16 protein-coding genes are annotated in these 16211 nt (G+C 61.0%); 9 read left to right on the forward strand and 7 right to left on the reverse strand.

Annotated elements, in window-relative coordinates:
* Window positions 1-45 precede the first annotated feature (45 nt).
* The 4 genes from QA648_RS15270 to QA648_RS15285 all read left to right on the forward strand — a co-directional run bounded on the left by QA648_RS15270 (window position 46) and on the right by QA648_RS15285 (window position 4945).
* Entirely contained in the window at window positions 46-756 is a 711-nt protein-coding gene (locus QA648_RS15270) for an ABC transporter ATP-binding protein (protein ID WP_283047837.1), read from the forward strand.
* The gene (locus tag QA648_RS15275; protein ID WP_283051360.1) at window positions 756-3299 is read left to right on the forward strand and encodes an ABC transporter permease; all 2544 of its coding nucleotides are present in this window, start codon (window positions 756-758) and stop codon (window positions 3297-3299) included. Before QA648_RS15270 ends, QA648_RS15275 begins: the two co-directional genes overlap by 1 nt.
* A gap of 225 nt (window positions 3300-3524) precedes the next feature.
* Window positions 3525-4265, forward strand: a complete 741-nt coding sequence (locus QA648_RS15280; protein WP_104824648.1) for a Bax inhibitor-1/YccA family protein — start codon at window positions 3525-3527, stop codon at window positions 4263-4265.
* A gap of 122 nt (window positions 4266-4387) precedes the next feature.
* Window positions 4388-4945 (forward strand): GNAT family N-acetyltransferase, encoded by a 558-nt coding sequence (locus QA648_RS15285; RefSeq protein WP_283047838.1) that lies wholly within the window; start codon window positions 4388-4390, stop codon window positions 4943-4945.
* Between the two features lie 15 nt (window positions 4946-4960).
* Here QA648_RS15285 and QA648_RS15290 read toward each other — a convergent pair whose 3' ends face one another.
* From QA648_RS15290 to acnA, 3 genes are all read right to left on the reverse strand, one after another.
* A complete protein-coding gene (locus QA648_RS15290; protein ID WP_104824650.1) occupies window positions 4961-5362 on the reverse strand; it encodes a DUF2794 domain-containing protein in 402 nt (133 codons plus the stop codon).
* 328 nt (window positions 5363-5690) lie between these two features.
* Window positions 5691-6434 (reverse strand): thioredoxin family protein, encoded by a 744-nt coding sequence (locus QA648_RS15295; RefSeq protein ID WP_104824651.1) that lies wholly within the window; start codon window positions 6432-6434, stop codon window positions 5691-5693.
* Between the two features lie 262 nt (window positions 6435-6696).
* Window positions 6697-9387 (reverse strand): aconitate hydratase AcnA, encoded by a 2691-nt coding sequence (acnA, locus tag QA648_RS15300; RefSeq protein ID WP_283047841.1) that lies wholly within the window; start codon window positions 9385-9387, stop codon window positions 6697-6699.
* Between the two features lie 263 nt (window positions 9388-9650).
* Between acnA and ccmA the strand changes: the two genes are divergently transcribed.
* The 5 genes from ccmA (at window position 9651) to QA648_RS15325 (ending at window position 12754) form a co-directional block, all read left to right on the forward strand.
* Window positions 9651-10298, forward strand: a complete 648-nt coding sequence (ccmA, locus tag QA648_RS15305) for a heme ABC exporter ATP-binding protein CcmA (RefSeq protein WP_283047843.1) — start codon at window positions 9651-9653, stop codon at window positions 10296-10298.
* Between the two features lie 193 nt (window positions 10299-10491).
* Window positions 10492-11151, forward strand: a complete 660-nt coding sequence (gene ccmB / locus QA648_RS15310) for a heme exporter protein CcmB (RefSeq protein WP_283047845.1) — start codon at window positions 10492-10494, stop codon at window positions 11149-11151.
* A 58-nt stretch (window positions 11152-11209) separates the two neighbouring features.
* A complete protein-coding gene (locus tag QA648_RS15315; protein ID WP_283047847.1) occupies window positions 11210-11971 on the forward strand; it encodes a heme ABC transporter permease in 762 nt (253 codons plus the stop codon).
* A 1-nt stretch (window position 11972) separates the two neighbouring features.
* On the forward strand, window positions 11973-12146 hold the full coding sequence (gene ccmD / locus QA648_RS15320; protein ID WP_104824656.1) for a heme exporter protein CcmD: 174 nt from the start codon (window positions 11973-11975) through the stop codon (window positions 12144-12146).
* Window positions 12143-12754 carry a DsbE family thiol:disulfide interchange protein gene (locus QA648_RS15325; RefSeq protein WP_104824657.1) on the forward strand — a complete coding sequence of 204 codons (612 nt, stop codon included), beginning with the start codon at window positions 12143-12145 and terminating at the stop codon, window positions 12752-12754. Before ccmD ends, QA648_RS15325 begins: the two co-directional genes overlap by 4 nt.
* A 153-nt stretch (window positions 12755-12907) precedes the next feature.
* Here QA648_RS15325 and QA648_RS15330 read toward each other — a convergent pair whose 3' ends face one another.
* The 4 genes from QA648_RS15330 to ftsY form a co-directional block, all read right to left on the reverse strand.
* Entirely contained in the window at window positions 12908-13303 is a 396-nt protein-coding gene (locus QA648_RS15330) for a Rap1a/Tai family immunity protein (protein ID WP_283047848.1), read from the reverse strand.
* Window positions 13304-13424: 121 nt separating this feature from the next.
* Complete coding sequence (locus QA648_RS15335) at window positions 13425-14015, reverse strand: DUF2585 domain-containing protein (RefSeq protein ID WP_283047849.1); 591 nt, start codon at window positions 14013-14015, stop codon at window positions 13425-13427.
* The gene (locus QA648_RS15340) at window positions 14015-14731 is read right to left on the reverse strand and encodes a septation protein A (protein ID WP_283047850.1); all 717 of its coding nucleotides are present in this window, start codon (window positions 14729-14731) and stop codon (window positions 14015-14017) included. Before QA648_RS15340 ends, QA648_RS15335 begins: the two co-directional genes overlap by 1 nt.
* Window positions 14728-16203, reverse strand: a complete 1476-nt coding sequence (gene ftsY / locus QA648_RS15345) for a signal recognition particle-docking protein FtsY (protein WP_283047852.1) — start codon at window positions 16201-16203, stop codon at window positions 14728-14730. The genes QA648_RS15340 and ftsY overlap by 4 nt, the downstream gene beginning before the upstream one ends.
* Window positions 16204-16211: the final 8 nt, after the last annotated feature.

Here is a 16211-nt window from a genome sequence, read left to right on the forward strand (position 1 = left end):
CAAATCGCGCCCGCCGTGGTCTCTGACGTATATAGGGCGTTCGCATTGGCAAAAACCATCATCGAGCTGAAGAAGGCGGATTTGACGCTCGGCAACGCCGCCGCCTCCGTCCATGTACTGAAAGGCATCGACCTCACCGTTGCCGAAGGCGAATCTGTCGGCATTGTCGGCCCTTCCGGATCTGGCAAGTCCACGCTGCTGATGGTACTCGCCGGCCTCGAAAAACTCGATAGCGGCGAACTCCTGATCCGCGACACGCCCCTGCATAGCCTGAGCGAAGACCGCGTCGCCGATTTCCGCGGTCGCAATATCGGCATCGTGTTCCAGTCCTTCCATCTCATCGCCAATATGACGGCGCTGGAAAATGTCGCCGTGCCGCTGGAGCTGGCCAATGTGCGTGATGCCTTCGACATCGCTAAGCGCGAATTGCAGGCCGTCGGCCTCGGCGAGCGGCTGAGCCATTATCCCGGCCAGCTTTCAGGCGGCGAACAGCAACGCGTGGCGATCGCCCGCGCGCTCGCCCCGTCACCCGCCCTTTTGATCGCCGACGAGCCGACGGGCAATCTCGATACCGATACCGGCCGGCAGATCGCCGACCTGCTTTTCGCCCAGCAGGCCGAGCGCGGCACAACGCTGCTGCTCGTCACCCATGATCCGGCGCTTGCCGCCCGCTGCTCCCGCCAGATCCACGTTCGCTCCGGCGAAATCGAGGGTGACAGCGCCCGCGCGCGGACCAATCAGGCGGCGATAGCGTGATGGCGGCGGGAGCGCGCCTGACGCTTGCCTTTCGCCTGGCGCTGCGCGAATTGCGCGGCGGTCTCGGCGGTTTCTATATTTTCCTCGCCTGCATCGCCCTCGGCACCGGCGCAATCGCCGCCGTCAACTCCGTCTCGCGCTCGATCACCGACGCGATTTCCACGCAGGGCCAGTCGCTGCTTGCCGGCGACGTCCGCTTCGAACTCAACAATCGCGCGGCGACGCCGGACGAACTCGCCTATCTCAACAGCCTCGGCCAGCTCTCCCAATCCACCGGCCTGCGCTCCATGGCCCGACTGCCCGACGGCTCCGATCAGGCGCTGGTCGAAGTCAAGGCGGTTGACGGCGCCTACCCGCTCTACGGTACCTTCGTGGCCGATCTGGATCAGCCGCTATCAACGCTGCTCGCTGCCAAGGACGGAGCCTATGGCGCCGTCGTCGCTCCCCTGCTGCTGGAACGGCTGAACCTCAAAATCGGGAGCGAACTGCTGCTCGGCAACACCAGGCTCCGGATCACAGGCACGGTGAAGACCGAGCCGGATTCGGTATCCGAAGGTTTCGGCTTTGCGCCGCGATTGCTCACCAGCCGTGACGCTTTGGTCGCCTCAGGCCTGATCACGACCGGAAGTCTTGTCGAACAGGTCTACAAGATCCGCATGGACGATCCCGCCAATGGCCTGAGCAACATCGCCGCCCGCGCCAATACCGCTTTTCCGCAGGCCGGCTGGTCGATCCGAACGAGCAGCCGGGCAGCACCCGCGCTCGCCGACAACATCACCCGCTTCTCGCAATTCCTGACCCTGGTCGGCCTGACCGCGCTCATCGTCGGCGGCGTCGGTGTTGCCAATGCTGTGCGCGCCTTCCTCGATTCCAAGCGCACCACCATCGCCACTTTCAAATGCCTTGGCGCACCGGCATTGGTCGTGGTGATGATCTACCTGATCCAGATCGCCCTGCTTGCGCTGGCCGGCATAGCCGTCGGCCTGATCCTTGGTGCCATCGCGCCGTTGCTCGCCTCGCAATTCATGGCCGAATTCCTGCCGATTTCGACCGCGCCGCGGCTTTATCCCGGCCCGTTGACGCTGGCAGCGCTTTTCGGCCTGCTGACGACACTCGCCTTCGCCATCCTGCCGCTCGGCCATGCCCGCGAAGTGCCGGCGACGGCGCTCTTCCGCGAACAGGGCTTTGAGGCCCGCCGCCTGCCAAGCTGGCCCTACCTGCTCGCCGCCGGCCTGCTGATGGCAGCACTGTCGGCGCTTGCGATATACACCGCCTATGACCGCTTCATCGCCGTCGTCTTCGTCGTTTCCATCGCCGTCGCCTTCGTCGTGCTGCGCGCCGTCGCGGCCCTGCTGTCGTGGCTCGCCCGCCGCAGCCCGCGCGTCCACTCGCCGGCACTCCGCCTGGCGATCGGCAATATCCATCGGCCGGGTGCGCTCACCGCCTCCGTCGTCCTCTCGCTCGGCCTTGGCCTGGCGCTCCTTGTGACCTTGACGCTGATCGACGGCAATATGCGCCAGGAGCTGACCGGACGCATGAGCGAGCAGGCGCCGAACTTCTTCTTCGTCGATATCCAGGGTTCGGAGCTCGACGGCTTCCGCAAGGTCGTGCAGGCGCAGGCGCCCGAAGGCAAGCTCGTCGAAGTGCCGATGCTGCGCGGCCGCATCGTCGCCTTCAATGGCGAGGACGTGACCAAGAGGAAGGTGCCGCCGGCCGGTCAATGGGTGTTGCGCGGCGACCGCGGCATCACCTATGCCGAGACCCTCCCGGAGAACGCCGCCCTTACCGAAGGCCAATGGTGGGGCAAGGATTATAGCGGCGAACCTCTCGTCTCCTTCTCCGATGAGGAAGGCAAGGCGCTCGGCCTGAAGCTCGGCGATACCGTGACCGTGAACGTGCTCGGCCGCAACGTGACGGCCAAGATCGCCAGCTTCCGCAAGGTCCAGTGGCAGTCGCTGTCCATCAATTTCGTGATGATCTTCTCGCCGAACACCTTCAAGGGCGCGCCGCATGCCTGGCTCGCTACCCTCACCGATCCCACTGCTACGTCGGCGCAGGAAGCGGCGATCCTGAAGAACGTCACCAACACTTATCCGACGATCACCAGCGTCCGCGTCAAGGATGCGCTCGATATCGTCAACACTCTGGTCGGCCAGCTTGCCGCCGCTATCCGTGCCGCGGCGTCGGTGGCGCTGATCGCCTCCGTGCTGGTGCTTGCGGGCGCGCTTGCTGCGGGAAACCGCGCACGCACGCATGACGCGGTCGTGCTGAAGACGCTCGGCGCGACGCGAGCCATGCTGATCCGCGCCTTCAGCTATGAATATCTGATGCTGGGAGCGGCGACCGCCGTCTTCGCGCTGCTCGCCGGTTCTGTCGCGGCCTGGTACATTGTCAGTCACATCATGCACCTGCCATCGACCTTCCTCCCGGATGTCGCCTTCTCGACCCTCATCATTGCTCTGCTGTTGACGGTCGGGATCGGGCTGGTGGGCACTTGGCGCATTCTTGGCCAGAAAGCAGCGCCTGTCCTGCGTGAACTCTGAGCGTATGAACCCGAAAAAGCCTGCGCCGCCAAGGCGCCTGGAGCATTAACCGAGCGTCGGGAAATAGCCCGATATTACGCCGATTTAACCCTGCCGCCGCCGCTTAGCCCTTGTGCATGGGGCGTGAAAGCCTCATATTCTGTGCAGGCATGCTGGAGCTCCGCAGCGGCGCCTGGGACCAAGTGCCCGACACGCTACTCACATCGGAGCTTGAAAGAGGAAAACATGGCTGACTTTCGCAATTACCAAAACCGGGCGCCCAGCGGCGCGCAAACCGGTGCGATGATAGATGAGGGCCTTCGAGCTTACATGCTCAAGGTCTATAACCTGATGGCGCTGGGTCTGGCGATCACGGGTTTGGCCGCCTATTTCGCATTTTCGCTCGCCTTCGCTGACGGGCAGATCACAGCTTTCGGCCAGGCGATCTACCTGAGCCCGCTGCGTTGGGTCGTCATCCTCGCTCCCTTGGCGATGGTGTTCTTCCTGAGCTTCAGGATCAATAGCATGAGCGTGGCCGCCGCGACGACGACCTTCTGGGTCTATGCCGCTTTGGTGGGCCTGTCGCTGTCGTCGATCTTCATCATCTACACCGGCCAGAGCGTCGTGCAGACCTTCTTCGTGACCGCCGCCTCCTTCGGCGCGCTGTCGCTGTTCGGCTACACGACGAAGCGTAACCTTTCGGCGATGGGCTCGTTCCTGATGATGGGTCTCTTCGGCCTGATCATCGCGATGCTCGTCAACATCTTCCTGCATTCGTCCGCTCTGCAGTTCGCCATCTCGGTGATCGGCGTGCTGATCTTCGCAGGCCTGACCGCCTGGGATACGCAGCGGATCAAGGAAATGTACTATGAAGCCGACGACGTTGCCGTTGCTGGCCGCAAGGCGATCATGGGCGCGCTGACGCTCTACCTCGACTTCATCAACCTGTTCATGTTCCTGCTGCAGTTCATGGGCAACCGCAAATAACTGCTGCGACATGAATGATCCTTCGAAAAGGCGGCTCCGGCCGCCTTTTCTGTTTGCCTTGCTGCTTCGGACACGGCTTTATTATCCGCCATTGAAATCGCAGATCAGGCAATAAAACCCAGATGTCCTTCCGCCTTCGCAACGCCACATCAGCCGACCTTCCCTTCATCACCGCCATCTACCGCGACTCCGTTTTGAACGGCACCGCAAGCTATGAGATCGTTCCGCCGGGCAAAGAGGAGATGGCAGGCCGCTTCCAGGCGATCCGTGACAAGGGCTACCCGTATATCGCCGCCGAAGGCGAAGACGGAGCCTTCCTCGGCTATGCCTACGCCTCCGCGTTCCGCACGCGGCCGGCCTATCGATGGATGGTGGAGGATTCAATCTATCTCGCGCCCGAAGCCCGTGGCCGCGGCATCGGCAAGGCGCTGCTGGCAAATCTGGTGGAAACCTGCCAGAGCCTCGGCTTCCGCCAGATGATCGCCGTCATTGGCGGCGCCCACCCGGCCTCCGTCGCCCTCCATCGCGCCGCCGGCTTTACCGAGACAGGCCTGTTGAAGGGTACCGGCTACAAGCACGGCCGCTGGCTGGACACGATGTTGATGCAGAAGGTGCTCGGCGAGGGTGCGGAAACGGATCCCGACCCTTCGGTCTATCCGGGGACGCTATTCAGCGAGTAGCGCGGCAGGCGAAGATCACTTCTCCACCAGCTTGAGCTGCTTATCAAAAACCTTCAGCACCTGCGTCAGGTCGTGGCCGCGCTTCAGGATCATGCCATTGGTACTGATTACGGAAAATGCGCCCTGCTTGGCGGCGAGCTTCGGGTTTTTCTCGATGCGGAAGAGCGGCAGCTCGCCCGAGCGCTTGAAGACCGAGAAAACCGCCTTTTCCCTGAGATGGTCGAGGGCGTAGTCACGCCATTCACCCTCGCCGACCATGCGGCCGTAGATCCACAGAATTGCGTCCAGCTCCCTGCGGTGGAAAGTCACCGGCAGCGGGTCCTTGCTTTGTTTATATTCTCTGAGATCAACGACGACGGAAGAAGTGGTGTCGACGGAACGGCTTTCGCCGTGTCGCAATTCCGGCTGATCAGTCATCAATCCCCCAGGGGTTGTGTCATGACAAGAAGATGACAGTTTGCCTCAGCCACGGCAAATTGCAAGACCAAGAGGCACTCACAATTTCTTGCGCTTCGAGCAAAGCATCTTGGCTGCGCCGCATTTCAGTCAAAACGAAGCCCCATTTACCGGAACTATAGGGATCGGTTTGGCGCCGCCGCGCCAAACGGCCCGGCCGGGGCGTATCGACCGAACCCCAGCCCCGAATGCGCCCTCGCCGGGCACTCTCCTCCTTTCGGCAAAGCCGAAACAGAACTTTGGCGCCAGCCGAAATGGAGCCTTTCGACTGACGTCGGAAAAATGCAGATCAGCCGTCGGTCCCGGCCGTCAGGACGGTCGCGCCGATGATCGCCGCCGGGTCGCCCGATGGCGTCGACGACTGCAACAGAACCGCCAGGCCGCGCCGACCGGCCTTATCCAACACATTGGCGGGCAACACGACATTCAAGGCCTTGCCGTCCCACATGCCGACTGTTTCAATGTCCGAAACCGCGTGCAGATAAGTGATCTGCTGGCCGTTGTTCTCGCCGGCCTTCGGCGAAACCTGCTGTTCCCTATCGAAATAGGCGACGACCACATTTGCCCGGCCCTGGCCTGCGCCGATCTTGATCTCCAGTTCGTCACCCTTCATGGCGGCACTGACGGGAACCGTCAGACCCTTGCCCTGGCGCTGGAAATCGTCGAGCTTGAAGTTGATGGCGTTTAGATCCGCACCGTTTAGGTGATCACGGCCATTGATGATCGCCTGCGGCGTATAAACCCCACTGCGGCCGAGCGTACGGGCATAGGCATATTGCCGGGCCGTATTGTCCTTGGAGGCCATCGTGTCGTTCCAGCCGAGATAATTCCAGTAGTCGACGTGATAGGCGAGCGCGACGACGTCGCCCTGGCGGATCAGCTTCTCAAATGCAGCATCGGCCGGCGGACAGGAGGCGCAGCCCTGAGACGTGAAGAGTTCGACGACGCCTTTGATTTTGGCAAGCTCCTGCGCATGCAGCGAACTTGCGAGCGCGATGCCTGCTAGAAGTGGAACCAAAAACCGTAAGCGCATGCCGTTGTACCTCTTTCTCAGACCTTGAAAGCCATGTGCTGGCGCAGACCCCGAAAACGCTTCGCGCAATTTCAAGGTATCCGTAAGGCCTCATCAAGCCTGATAAATCTGAAACAAGAGATAATAGCTAACCACGATGACGCAAAGTCACGAAGGGGTGAGACGAAGGCCCGGAGCCATTAGCGTCGTACACATCAGCGTGAAAAACAAGACGCCGCCGGAGAGATGCTCCGGCGGCGTGTATAGGTGGTCTAAACGTCAATTAGGCGGCGAGATCGCGCAGAACGGTCTGCAGGATGCCGCCATTGTTGACGTAGGTCACTTCATCCAGCGTATCGATGCGGCAGATGATCGGAATGTCCTTCACCGTGCCGTCGCCGTAGGTGATCTTGGCGATCTTGCGCTCGCGCGGCTTGATGTGCTCCAGACCTTCGATGGTCACGGTCTCATCGCCCCTCAGGCCGAGGCTGGCCCAGGTGGTGCCGTCCTCGAAGACGAAGGGGATGACGCCCATGCCGACCAGGTTCGAGCGATGGATGCGCTCGAAGGACTGGGCGATCACGGCGCGCACGCCGAGCAGGTTCGTGCCCTTGGCAGCCCAGTCGCGCGACGAGCCGTTGCCGTATTCGACGCCGGCAAAGATGACGAGCGGAACGCCCTCGGCCTTGTACTGCATGGCCGCATCGTAGATCGAGGTCTCTTCCTTGGACGGATAGTGGATGGTGTAGCCACCTTCCTTGCCGTTCGGGCCGAGCATGTGGTTGCGGATGCGGATGTTGGCGAAGGTGCCGCGCATCATGACTTCATGGTTGCCGCGGCGCGTACCGTATTGGTTGAAGTCGGCAACGCCGACGCCATGGCCAATGAGGTAGGAACCGGCCGGCGAGGCAGCCTTGATCGAACCGGCCGGGGAAATGTGGTCGGTGGTGATCTTGTCGCCGAAGAGGCCGAGAACGCGAGCGCCCTTGATGTCGGAAACACCAGCGCCGGTCTTGCCCATGCCAACGAAGTATGGCGGGTTCTGCACATAGGTCGAGTTGTCGTCCCAGGCATAGGTCTGGCCCGGAGGAACCTGCACGGCCTGCCAGTTGGCGTCGCCCTTGAAGACGTCGGCATACTTGGTTTCGTACAGCTCGCGGGTGACGTATTTCAGGATGAATTCCTGGACTTCCTGCGAGGTCGGCCAGATGTCCTTCAGATAGACCGGCTTGCCGTTCTGGTCTTCGCCGATCGGCTCCTTCGTCAGGTCGAGCTGCACCGTGCCGGCGAGCGCGTAGGCGACGACGAGCGGCGGGGACGCCAGGTAGTTCGCCTGGACGTCAGGCGAGATACGGCCTTCGAAGTTACGGTTACCGGAGAGAACGCCGGAAACGATCAAGCCCTTGTCGTTGATCGTCTTCGAGATCGGCGCCGGCAGCGGGCCGGAATTGCCGATGCAGGTGGTGCAGCCGAAGCCGACCAGGTTGAAGCCGAGCTTGTCGAGATCGGCCTGCAGGCCAGACTTGGCGAGGTATTCGCCGACGACCTGGGATCCCGGTGCCAGCGAGGTCTTGACCCACGGCTTGGTCTTCAGGCCCTTGGCAACGGCGTTGCGGGCAAGAAGGCCGGCAGCGATCAGCACCGACGGGTTGGAGGTGTTGGTGCAGGAGGTGATGGCGGCGATCGCAACGTCACCATGGCCAAGATCGAAATCCGTGCCTTCGACGGCATAGCGGTTCGAAAGCTGGCCCGGCTTCTTGTATTCGGTGTCCATCGAAGTGGCGAAACCGGAAGCGATGTTTTCCAGCGCGATACGGCCTTCCGGACGCTTCGGGCCGGCCATCGACGGCACGACGTCGTTGAGGTCGAGTTCCAGCGTGTCGGTGAAGACGAGGTCGGAACCGTCATTGTCGCGCCACATGCCCTGTGCCTTGGAATAGGCTTCGACCAGTGCGATACGATCCTTCGCACGGCCGGACATGTTGAGATAGTTCAACGTTTCCTTGTCGACCGGGAAGAAGCCGCAGGTCGCGCCGTATTCCGGACCCATGTTGCCGATGGTGGCGCGGTCGGCGAGCGGCATGTTGTCGAGGCCGGGGCCGAAGAATTCGACGAACTTGGAAACGACGCCCTTCTTGCGCAGCATCTGCACGACGGTCAGAACGAGGTCGGTCGCGGTGACGCCTTCCTTGAGCTTGCCGGTCAGCTTGAAGCCGATGACTTCCGGCAGCAGCATGGACACGGGCTGGCCGAGCATGGCGGCTTCAGCTTCGATACCGCCAACACCCCAGCCGAGAACGCCAAGACCGTTGATCATGGTCGTGTGCGAATCGGTGCCGACGCAGGTGTCGGGATAGGCGATCGTTTCGCCGTCTTCTTCCTTGGTCCAGACGGTCTGGCCGAGATATTCGAGGTTGACCTGGTGACAGATGCCGGTGCCGGGAGGAACGACGCGGAAGTTCTTGAATGCCTGCTGGCCCCACTTCAGGAAGCGGTAACGCTCGCCATTGCGCTGGTATTCCAGCTCGACGTTCTTGGCGAAAGCCTGCGGCGTGCCGAATTCGTCGACGATAACAGAGTGGTCGATGACGAGGTCGACGGGGACGAGCGGGTTGATCTTTTCCGGATCGCCGCCGAGGGAGACCATCGCGTCGCGCATGGCAGCAAGGTCGACAACGGCCGGAACGCCGGTGAAGTCCTGCATCAGCACGCGCGCCGGGCGATAGGCGATTTCGTTCTCGACGGTACCCTTGTTGGTCAGCCATTCGGCGACCGCAACGATATGATCCTTGGTGACCGACTGCCCGTCTTCAAAACGCAGCAGGTTTTCCAGAAGCACCTTCATGGAGTAAGGCAGCTTGGAAACGCCGGGCAGACCATTGGCCTCAGCCTTGGGCAGGCTGAAATAGACATAGTCTTTCCCGTCCACGGTCAGCGTGGAACGACAATTGAAACTGTCAAGAGATTTAGACACGAGATACCCCGTTTCTGATAGCCAACACAGTCGTGCGAACGCCTATGCACTTTATGCACATCAGGATGCGGGTACGGCCATTTCCGCTGTCCGCACGTAAGGCAGAAAACCTTATGTTCGGCGCAAGGATGAAATTCACGCCGACCGCTGGCGTGGTTGCGGGTCTTATAGATAATTTCGTAAAGACTTGCCAGAGTGGCGGAGCGCAAATTTGGACAATTTTTTGCGCACTGCGGCAACGAAAACGGGGAAAGCCTGAGCGGATGCATCTAAGCGCTGAAAACCTGGCCGCAAGGCGGGGCGAAGACCTGATTTTCGCGAATGTTTCCTTTAGCTTGAGTAATGGCGAGGCCCTGATTCTGACCGGCCGCAACGGCTCGGGAAAATCAACGCTTCTGCGGGTCGTCGCAGGCCTCCTCAAACAGGAAAAAGGCCGCGTCACCTTCACCGATTCCAAGGGCGAATCGGACCGGCCGGCGGGCGAGGCCAGCCACTATCTCGGCCACCGCAATGCGATGAAATCCGAGCTCACCGTGGCCGAAAATCTCGCCTTCTGGAAAACCTTCCTCGGGGACATGGCCGGCGGCTCTGGTTTGGATATCGATGAAGCCGCGGATGCCGTCGGCCTTGCCGGCATTACCCACCTGCCCTTCGGCTATCTCTCGGCCGGCCAGCAGCGGCGAATCGCTTTCGCCAAACTCCTCGTCGCCTATCGCCCGATCTGGATCCTCGACGAACCGACAGCCGCGCTGGATGCCGCGGCGGACCGGCTGCTTGCGGAACTCATCTCATCGCATCAGAAGGCGGGAGGGATCGTATTGGCGGCGACCCATCAGCCGCTGGGGCTTACGAATACACAGGAAATGCGGATGACGGGGTTTGCCGGGGTGAGCGAAGGGGTGTGGGGATGATTTTACGTCCCTCACGGCCCCTCATCCGTCCTTTTTCGCGACGCGTAACCGCTCGAGTCCACCTTCTCCCCGTTTTACGGGACGAAGGGGTTCGGCAGGCTGCGTCGTCCCCTCTCCCCGCCTGCGGGGAGAGGGCTAGGGTGAGGGGCAAAACTGGCGTCTCCACTGACAATGAAATCAAGGGAATCGCCGTATGACCGCCCTCTTCCTCCGCGACTTAAGACTTTCGGTCCGCGCCGGCGGTGGCGCCCTCATCGGCATTCTCTTCTTTTTGACAGTGGTCGCCGTCATTCCCTTCGGTGTCGGGCCCGACCTCAAGCTGCTGTCGCGCATCGGCCCGGCCATCGTCTGGATCGGCGCGCTGCTGTCAGCCCTGCTCGGCCTCGACCGCCTGTTTCAGGCCGAACGCGATGACGGTTCGCTCGATTTGTTGGTCATGCAGGAAACGCCGCTAGTGCTGACCGTACTCACCAAATGCGCCGCGCACTGGACGGCGACCGGCCTGCCGCTGGTCATCGCCTCGCCGTTGCTCGGCCTCTTCATGAATATGAACGAGATGGCGATCGGCGCGACGGCCCTGACCCTGCTCGTCGGCTCGCCGGCCATCACCTTTATCGGCGCGGTCGGCGCTGCCGTCGCCGTCGCCTTGCCGCGTGGTGGGCTGCTAGTGTCGATCCTGGTGCTGCCGCTGACCATTCCCGTGCTGATCTTCGGCGTCAGCGCCACCTATGCCGCGGTCGAAGGTCCTCAGCCCTTCCTGCCGCCCTTTCTGATCCTGATGGCACTGACCTTATTCTTCGCCGTGCTCGGCCCGGCAGCGGCTGCCCTCGCCATACGCCACACGACGGATTGATCGGCCCGAGACAATGCGATCGATTGCCGTATAAACGATATCGGTTTAAACAGGCGAAATGAGCGATATGAGCCCCGCGATCAGCCGATTTTCCGACCTCGCCAACCCGACCCGGTTCCTGGCGTTTTCGGCGCGTCTTATTCCGTGGCTGGCGGCCATATCAGCCATACTCTTCGCAATCGGCCTTTATCTCTCCTTCTCGACCGAAGGCGATTACCAGCAGGGCGATACCGTCCGCATCATGTATATCCACGTGCCGGCCGCCTGGCTGTCGATGATGTGCTATACGATCATGAGCATGTCTGCGATCGGCACGCTGGTCTGGCGCCATCCGCTTGCGGACGTCGCTGCCAAGGCCGCCGCGCCGCTCGGCGCCGCCTTTACCCTTGTTGCCCTCGTCACCGGCTCGCTCTGGGGCAAGCCGATGTGGGGCACCTATTGGGTCTGGGATGCCCGGCTCACTTCGGTTTTCATCCTCTTCCTGATGTATCTCGGGTTGATCGCGCTGAACCGCGCCATGGACGATCCGTCGAAGGCAGCGCGCGTCAGCGCCGTGCTGATCCTTGTCGGTTTCATCAACATTCCGATCATCAAATTCTCGGTCGACTGGTGGAACACGCTGCATCAGTCCGAAAGCGTTATGCGGCTCGGTGGCCCGACCATCGATGCAGAATTCCTATGGCCGCTCTTCACCATGGCGCTTGCCTTCACGCTGCTGTTCTTCACGCTGCATCTGATGGCGATCCGCAACGAGATCTGGCGTCGCCGCATTGCCGCGCAACGCCGTCTCGCCGCCCGCATGGCCGCCCAGGAGGAATAGCATGACACATCCCTTCTACGTCTACGGCTCCTATGGCTTTACCGCCGCCATGATCATCGCCGTCATCGCCTGGACATGGTTCGACGGGCGCCTGCGCCGCAAGGAAATCGCCGCGCTCGAAGCCTCCGGCATCCGTCGCCGGTCGCAGCGCGCACCGGAAGGCAAGACGAAATGAGCCTGGAAACCGAAGAAGGCAACAAGGCGAAATCGGGTAGCAGCGGCCGCTATCTGCTGGCTCTCATTCCGCTGATCGTCTTTGCCTGCATCGCCTTTGCCGTCGGCAAGGTGATGTACGACCAGGAAGTCCACGGCACCGATATTTCCGCGATCCCCTCGGCCCTGATCGGCACAAAAGCCCCGACGCTGGCGCTGGCGCCGCTCGAAGGCTCCAATCTACCCGCACTGACCGACAGCGCTATCCGGGGCAAGCTGACGCTGGTCAACGTCTTCGCCTCCTGGTGCCTCCCCTGCCGCGAAGAACATCCTGTCTTGAAAGACCTTGCCAAGGACGGACGACTGAATATCGTCGCCATCAACTACAAGGACACGGGTGAAAACGCCCTGCGTTTCCTCGGCGAACTCGGCAATCCCTATAGCGCCATCGGCATCGACCCGAACGGTTCGGCCGCCATCGACTGGGGCGTCTACGGCATTCCCGAATCCTACCTCGTCGCCCCCGACGGCACGATCCTCTACAAGCAGGTCGGCCCGTTTACCGCCACCAGCCTCAAAGAGGGGCTCTATCCGGCCATAGCGAAAGCTCAGGGAAGGGCTGCGCTATAAACACCTCACCTCGTCAAGGAGAGGCAGCAGGAAACAAGGCCTCGAACCACGGGGGGCCACGAGGCCAGCTCGCCTCGAACGTGTCGCCGAATCCGAAATTGGTTAAAGCCCGTCCTGCCAGGTCTGGATTACCTCACCCGGCGATGAAGGAAGCTATTTCCTGTCGCAGGGGAAATTCAGTCCGGTGAACGTATTCATGATGTCCTCCGCTGGCACATCCTGAAGCGACGGGTTTTGAATGAGGAAATCGCAAATCATATTGCTGATTTTCTTGGTATCGACATTGGCCGGAATGCAGACGTCTATACCGACCGAACCGCCGAAATACGCCCAGTTGGTCATGGCGCGCGCATTGGGGATCGACTCTGCGATGCCCCGGCGCGCGATGTACTCATCACGATTCCATTTATCCAACCAGCCGATCACATAGCCGTTGGCAAACTGCCGTGAGCCGCGGCAATCGGCCAGCAACTGACTGCCATCGGAAAAGCCCACCGGTGACTTCGACGAGATCACCGCCAATAAAGTTGCAACGACAATGCCCGACATCCAGCCCCCGCAAGATCGTGATTGATGCGCCCATTCACTGCAGCACCACAGGTATTTAGATGCAACTTTATGGCGATTTTTGGCGGGAATTGCGTGTAGAATTCATCAAATCTGCGGCGAATTAAAACCCGCCCTGCCAGGTCTTGATCGCCTCGACCGGCCAGACCAGCATGATGATATTCAGCGTGAGATTGTCGCGGATCAGCCAGCCGGTGAGCAGCTCGAAGAAGATGGCGATCACGATGGTCAGCGCGACCGGCGCGCGCCACGCGAACAGGAAGCCGACGACCATGAACACCGCGTCCATCGCCGAATTCAGAATGCTGTCACCGAAATAATCGAGCGAGATCGTCGCCGTGCGGTAGCGATTGATGATGATGGGCGAATTCTCAAGCAGCTCCCAGCCAGACTCGATCAGCATGGCAACGAATAGGCGCATCGACAGCGGCTTGCGGCGCATGATCAGATGCGTCAGCCCGAAGAACAGGAAGCCGTGAATGAGGTGCGACGGCGTATACCAGTCGGCGATATGCTGCGAATTGCCGCTGGATTTCACGACCGGCTCAAAAAGCTTGACATAGCCGCAGGTGCAAATCGGCACGCGGCCCATCATATATTCCGCGACGATCTGGACGAGCAGAACCACCGCGCAGGCAATGAACCAGAAGCTCTGTTGCCGATAACGATTTTTGGCGTCCGCAAGCGCCGTCATTATTCGGTTTCCGCCGGTGGATTGACCGTGTGCTTCATGATCAACGGCATTTGCGACAGGGTAAAGAGGATGGTGATCGGCATCGTACCCCAGACCTTGAACAGCACCCAGAGATTGTCCGCGGCTTTGACATCCGGCAGGTAATACCAGTTCGACCCACGCCAGACGATTTCATTGAGCACGGCGAGAAACAGGAAGAAGATGCCCCAGCGCATCGTGAGCTTGCGCCAGCCCTCGCTGTCCAACTGGAAGGCGGCGTTGAAGACGTAGCCGAGCAGCGATCTGCCGAACGCGAGCCCGCCGAGCAGCACCACGCCAAACAGCGCGTTGATGATGGTCGGCTTCATCTTGATGAAGGTCTCGTTCTGCAAATAGATGCCGAGCGCGCCGAAAGTGACGACGACGATGCCAGAGACGAAGGGCATCAGCGGCAGATGGCCGAGCATGACCTTCGAGACGATAAGCGAGATCACCGTTGCCGCCATGAACAGGCCGGTGGCGACGAAGAGGGGACCACCGAGCGCTGCGAGCTGCGGAAAATGCTGCACCAGCCACTCGCCGCGCAGATTGCCGAAAAAGAAGATCAGCAGCGGCCCGAGCTCCAATACCAGCTTCAACAACGGATGATGCTTGTCGGCAGCACTTGGGGTGAGATCACTGTCGCTGGTCGTCATCGCGGCACTTTCACTATCATCGAATTTGGTCTTGTCGTTCATTGAGTGATCCCGGCGATGGCCTGGGCAAAATCCTCGGCCTCGAAGGGCTCGAGATCGTCTACACCCTCGCCGACACCGATGAAATAGACCGGCAGCTTGTGCTTGGCCGAGATGGCCACGAGGATGCCACCGCGCGCCGTGCCGTCAAGCTTGGTCATGATCAGCCCGTTGACCCCTGCGATATTGCGGAAGATTTCCACTTGGTTCAACGCATTCTGGCCGGTGGTCGCATCCAGCGTCTGCAACACGGTATGGGGCGCGTCCGGATCGAGCTTGCCGAGCACGCGGACGATCTTTTCCAGCTCCGCCATCAGCTCCGCCTTGTTCTGCAGCCGACCGGCGGTGTCGATGATCAGCACATCGCTCTTGCTGGCCTTGGCCTGCTGGAAGGCATCATAGGCAAGTCCGGCGGCGTCGGCACCGAGCTTGGTGCCGATGAATTCCGACTTGGTGCGGTCGGCCCAGATCTTCAACTGCTCGATCGCCGCGGCACGGAACGTGTCACCGGCAGCCACCATGACCTTCAGCCCGGCACCGGACAATTTCGACGCCAGCTTGCCGATCGTCGTCGTCTTGCCGGTGCCGTTGACGCCGACGATGAGGATGACATGCGGCTTATGGCTGAGATCGAGCTGCAACGGCTTGGCGACCGGCTTCAGCACCTTGGCGATTTCCTGCGCCATGATCCGGCTGACATCCTCGCCGGTCACATCCTTGCCGTAGCGTTCCGAGGCCAGCGTATCGGTGACACGCATCGCGGTCTCGACGCCAAGATCGGCCTGGATCAAGAGATCTTCCAGATCCTGCAGGGTCTGGTCGTCGAGCTTGCGCTTGGTGAAAAGCGCCGTGATCTGGCCGGTGAGCTGCGACGAGGTACGCGCAAGACCGGCGCGCAGGCGCTGGAACCAGGACAGCTTTTGCTTTGGAGCTTCGGGGGCTGGTACGGGGGCGTCGGCGGCGCTGGTGAAACCTTTGGGGAGGATGGGAGTGGCGACGGAAGTTTCGGCGCTTTCCGACGAAGGTTCCGAGTTTGCCGGGGCTTCCTCACCCCCCTCTGTCCTGTCGGACATCTCCCCCTCAAAGGGGGAGATTGTTTCGGAGGCGGTCTCATCCAGTACATCACTGGCTTCGGTCGCGACAGGATACTCTGCCGACGAAGCTTCCTCGGCTTCAATCACCTGCGCATTCAGCTCAGCGCTAACGTCTGCTTGACGGTCAGTCTGCTCTTTTTGCTCCTGCGGCGCGGCGTCCTCCAACCAATCCCCTCCCTTGACGAGGAGATGACTCGTAGGGACAGAGGGGGGTAGCGCAGGTTCGGCAAACTCCGAAGCCGGTGAAATGTCCGCAGCAGGTAGTACTTCAGGCTCCGGAACGGTCGTTTCAACCTTCGGCAAAACCTCTTCCGGCGCCTGCTCTTCCGCCGACTTTTCGCGGCCGAAGGTGAAGACTTTTTTGATGAAATTGAGCGCCATGAAAATTC

The organism is Rhizobium sp. CB3171 (assembly GCF_029714265.1).
Classification (GTDB): Bacteria; Pseudomonadota; Alphaproteobacteria; order Rhizobiales; family Rhizobiaceae; genus Rhizobium.

What these genes read in the sequence shown, in the direction of transcription:
- QA648_RS15275 (WP_283051360.1), top strand. Translation starts at nt 756, where the DNA reads ATGGCGGCGGGAGCGCGCCTGACGCTTGCCTTTCGCCTGGCGCTGCGC.
- QA648_RS15280 (WP_104824648.1), top strand. Translation starts at nt 3,525, where the DNA reads ATGGCTGACTTTCGCAATTACCAAAACCGGGCGCCCAGCGGCGCGCAA.
- QA648_RS15285 (WP_283047838.1), top strand. Translation starts at nt 4,388, where the DNA reads ATGTCCTTCCGCCTTCGCAACGCCACATCAGCCGACCTTCCCTTCATC.
- QA648_RS15290 (WP_104824650.1), bottom strand. Translation starts at nt 5,362, where the DNA reads ATGACTGATCAGCCGGAATTGCGACACGGCGAAAGCCGTTCCGTCGAC.
- QA648_RS15295 (WP_104824651.1), bottom strand. Translation starts at nt 6,434, where the DNA reads ATGCGCTTACGGTTTTTGGTTCCACTTCTAGCAGGCATCGCGCTCGCA.
- ccmA (WP_283047843.1), top strand. Translation starts at nt 9,651, where the DNA reads ATGCATCTAAGCGCTGAAAACCTGGCCGCAAGGCGGGGCGAAGACCTG.
- ccmB (WP_283047845.1), top strand. Translation starts at nt 10,492, where the DNA reads ATGACCGCCCTCTTCCTCCGCGACTTAAGACTTTCGGTCCGCGCCGGC.
- QA648_RS15315 (WP_283047847.1), top strand. Translation starts at nt 11,210, where the DNA reads ATGAGCGATATGAGCCCCGCGATCAGCCGATTTTCCGACCTCGCCAAC.
- ccmD (WP_104824656.1), top strand. Translation starts at nt 11,973, where the DNA reads ATGACACATCCCTTCTACGTCTACGGCTCCTATGGCTTTACCGCCGCC.
- QA648_RS15325 (WP_104824657.1), top strand. Translation starts at nt 12,143, where the DNA reads ATGAGCCTGGAAACCGAAGAAGGCAACAAGGCGAAATCGGGTAGCAGC.
- QA648_RS15330 (WP_283047848.1), bottom strand. Translation starts at nt 13,303, where the DNA reads ATGTCGGGCATTGTCGTTGCAACTTTATTGGCGGTGATCTCGTCGAAG.
- QA648_RS15335 (WP_283047849.1), bottom strand. Translation starts at nt 14,015, where the DNA reads ATGACGGCGCTTGCGGACGCCAAAAATCGTTATCGGCAACAGAGCTTC.
- QA648_RS15340 (WP_283047850.1), bottom strand. Translation starts at nt 14,731, where the DNA reads ATGAACGACAAGACCAAATTCGATGATAGTGAAAGTGCCGCGATGACG.
- ftsY (WP_283047852.1), bottom strand. Translation starts at nt 16,203, where the DNA reads ATGGCGCTCAATTTCATCAAAAAAGTCTTCACCTTCGGCCGCGAAAAG.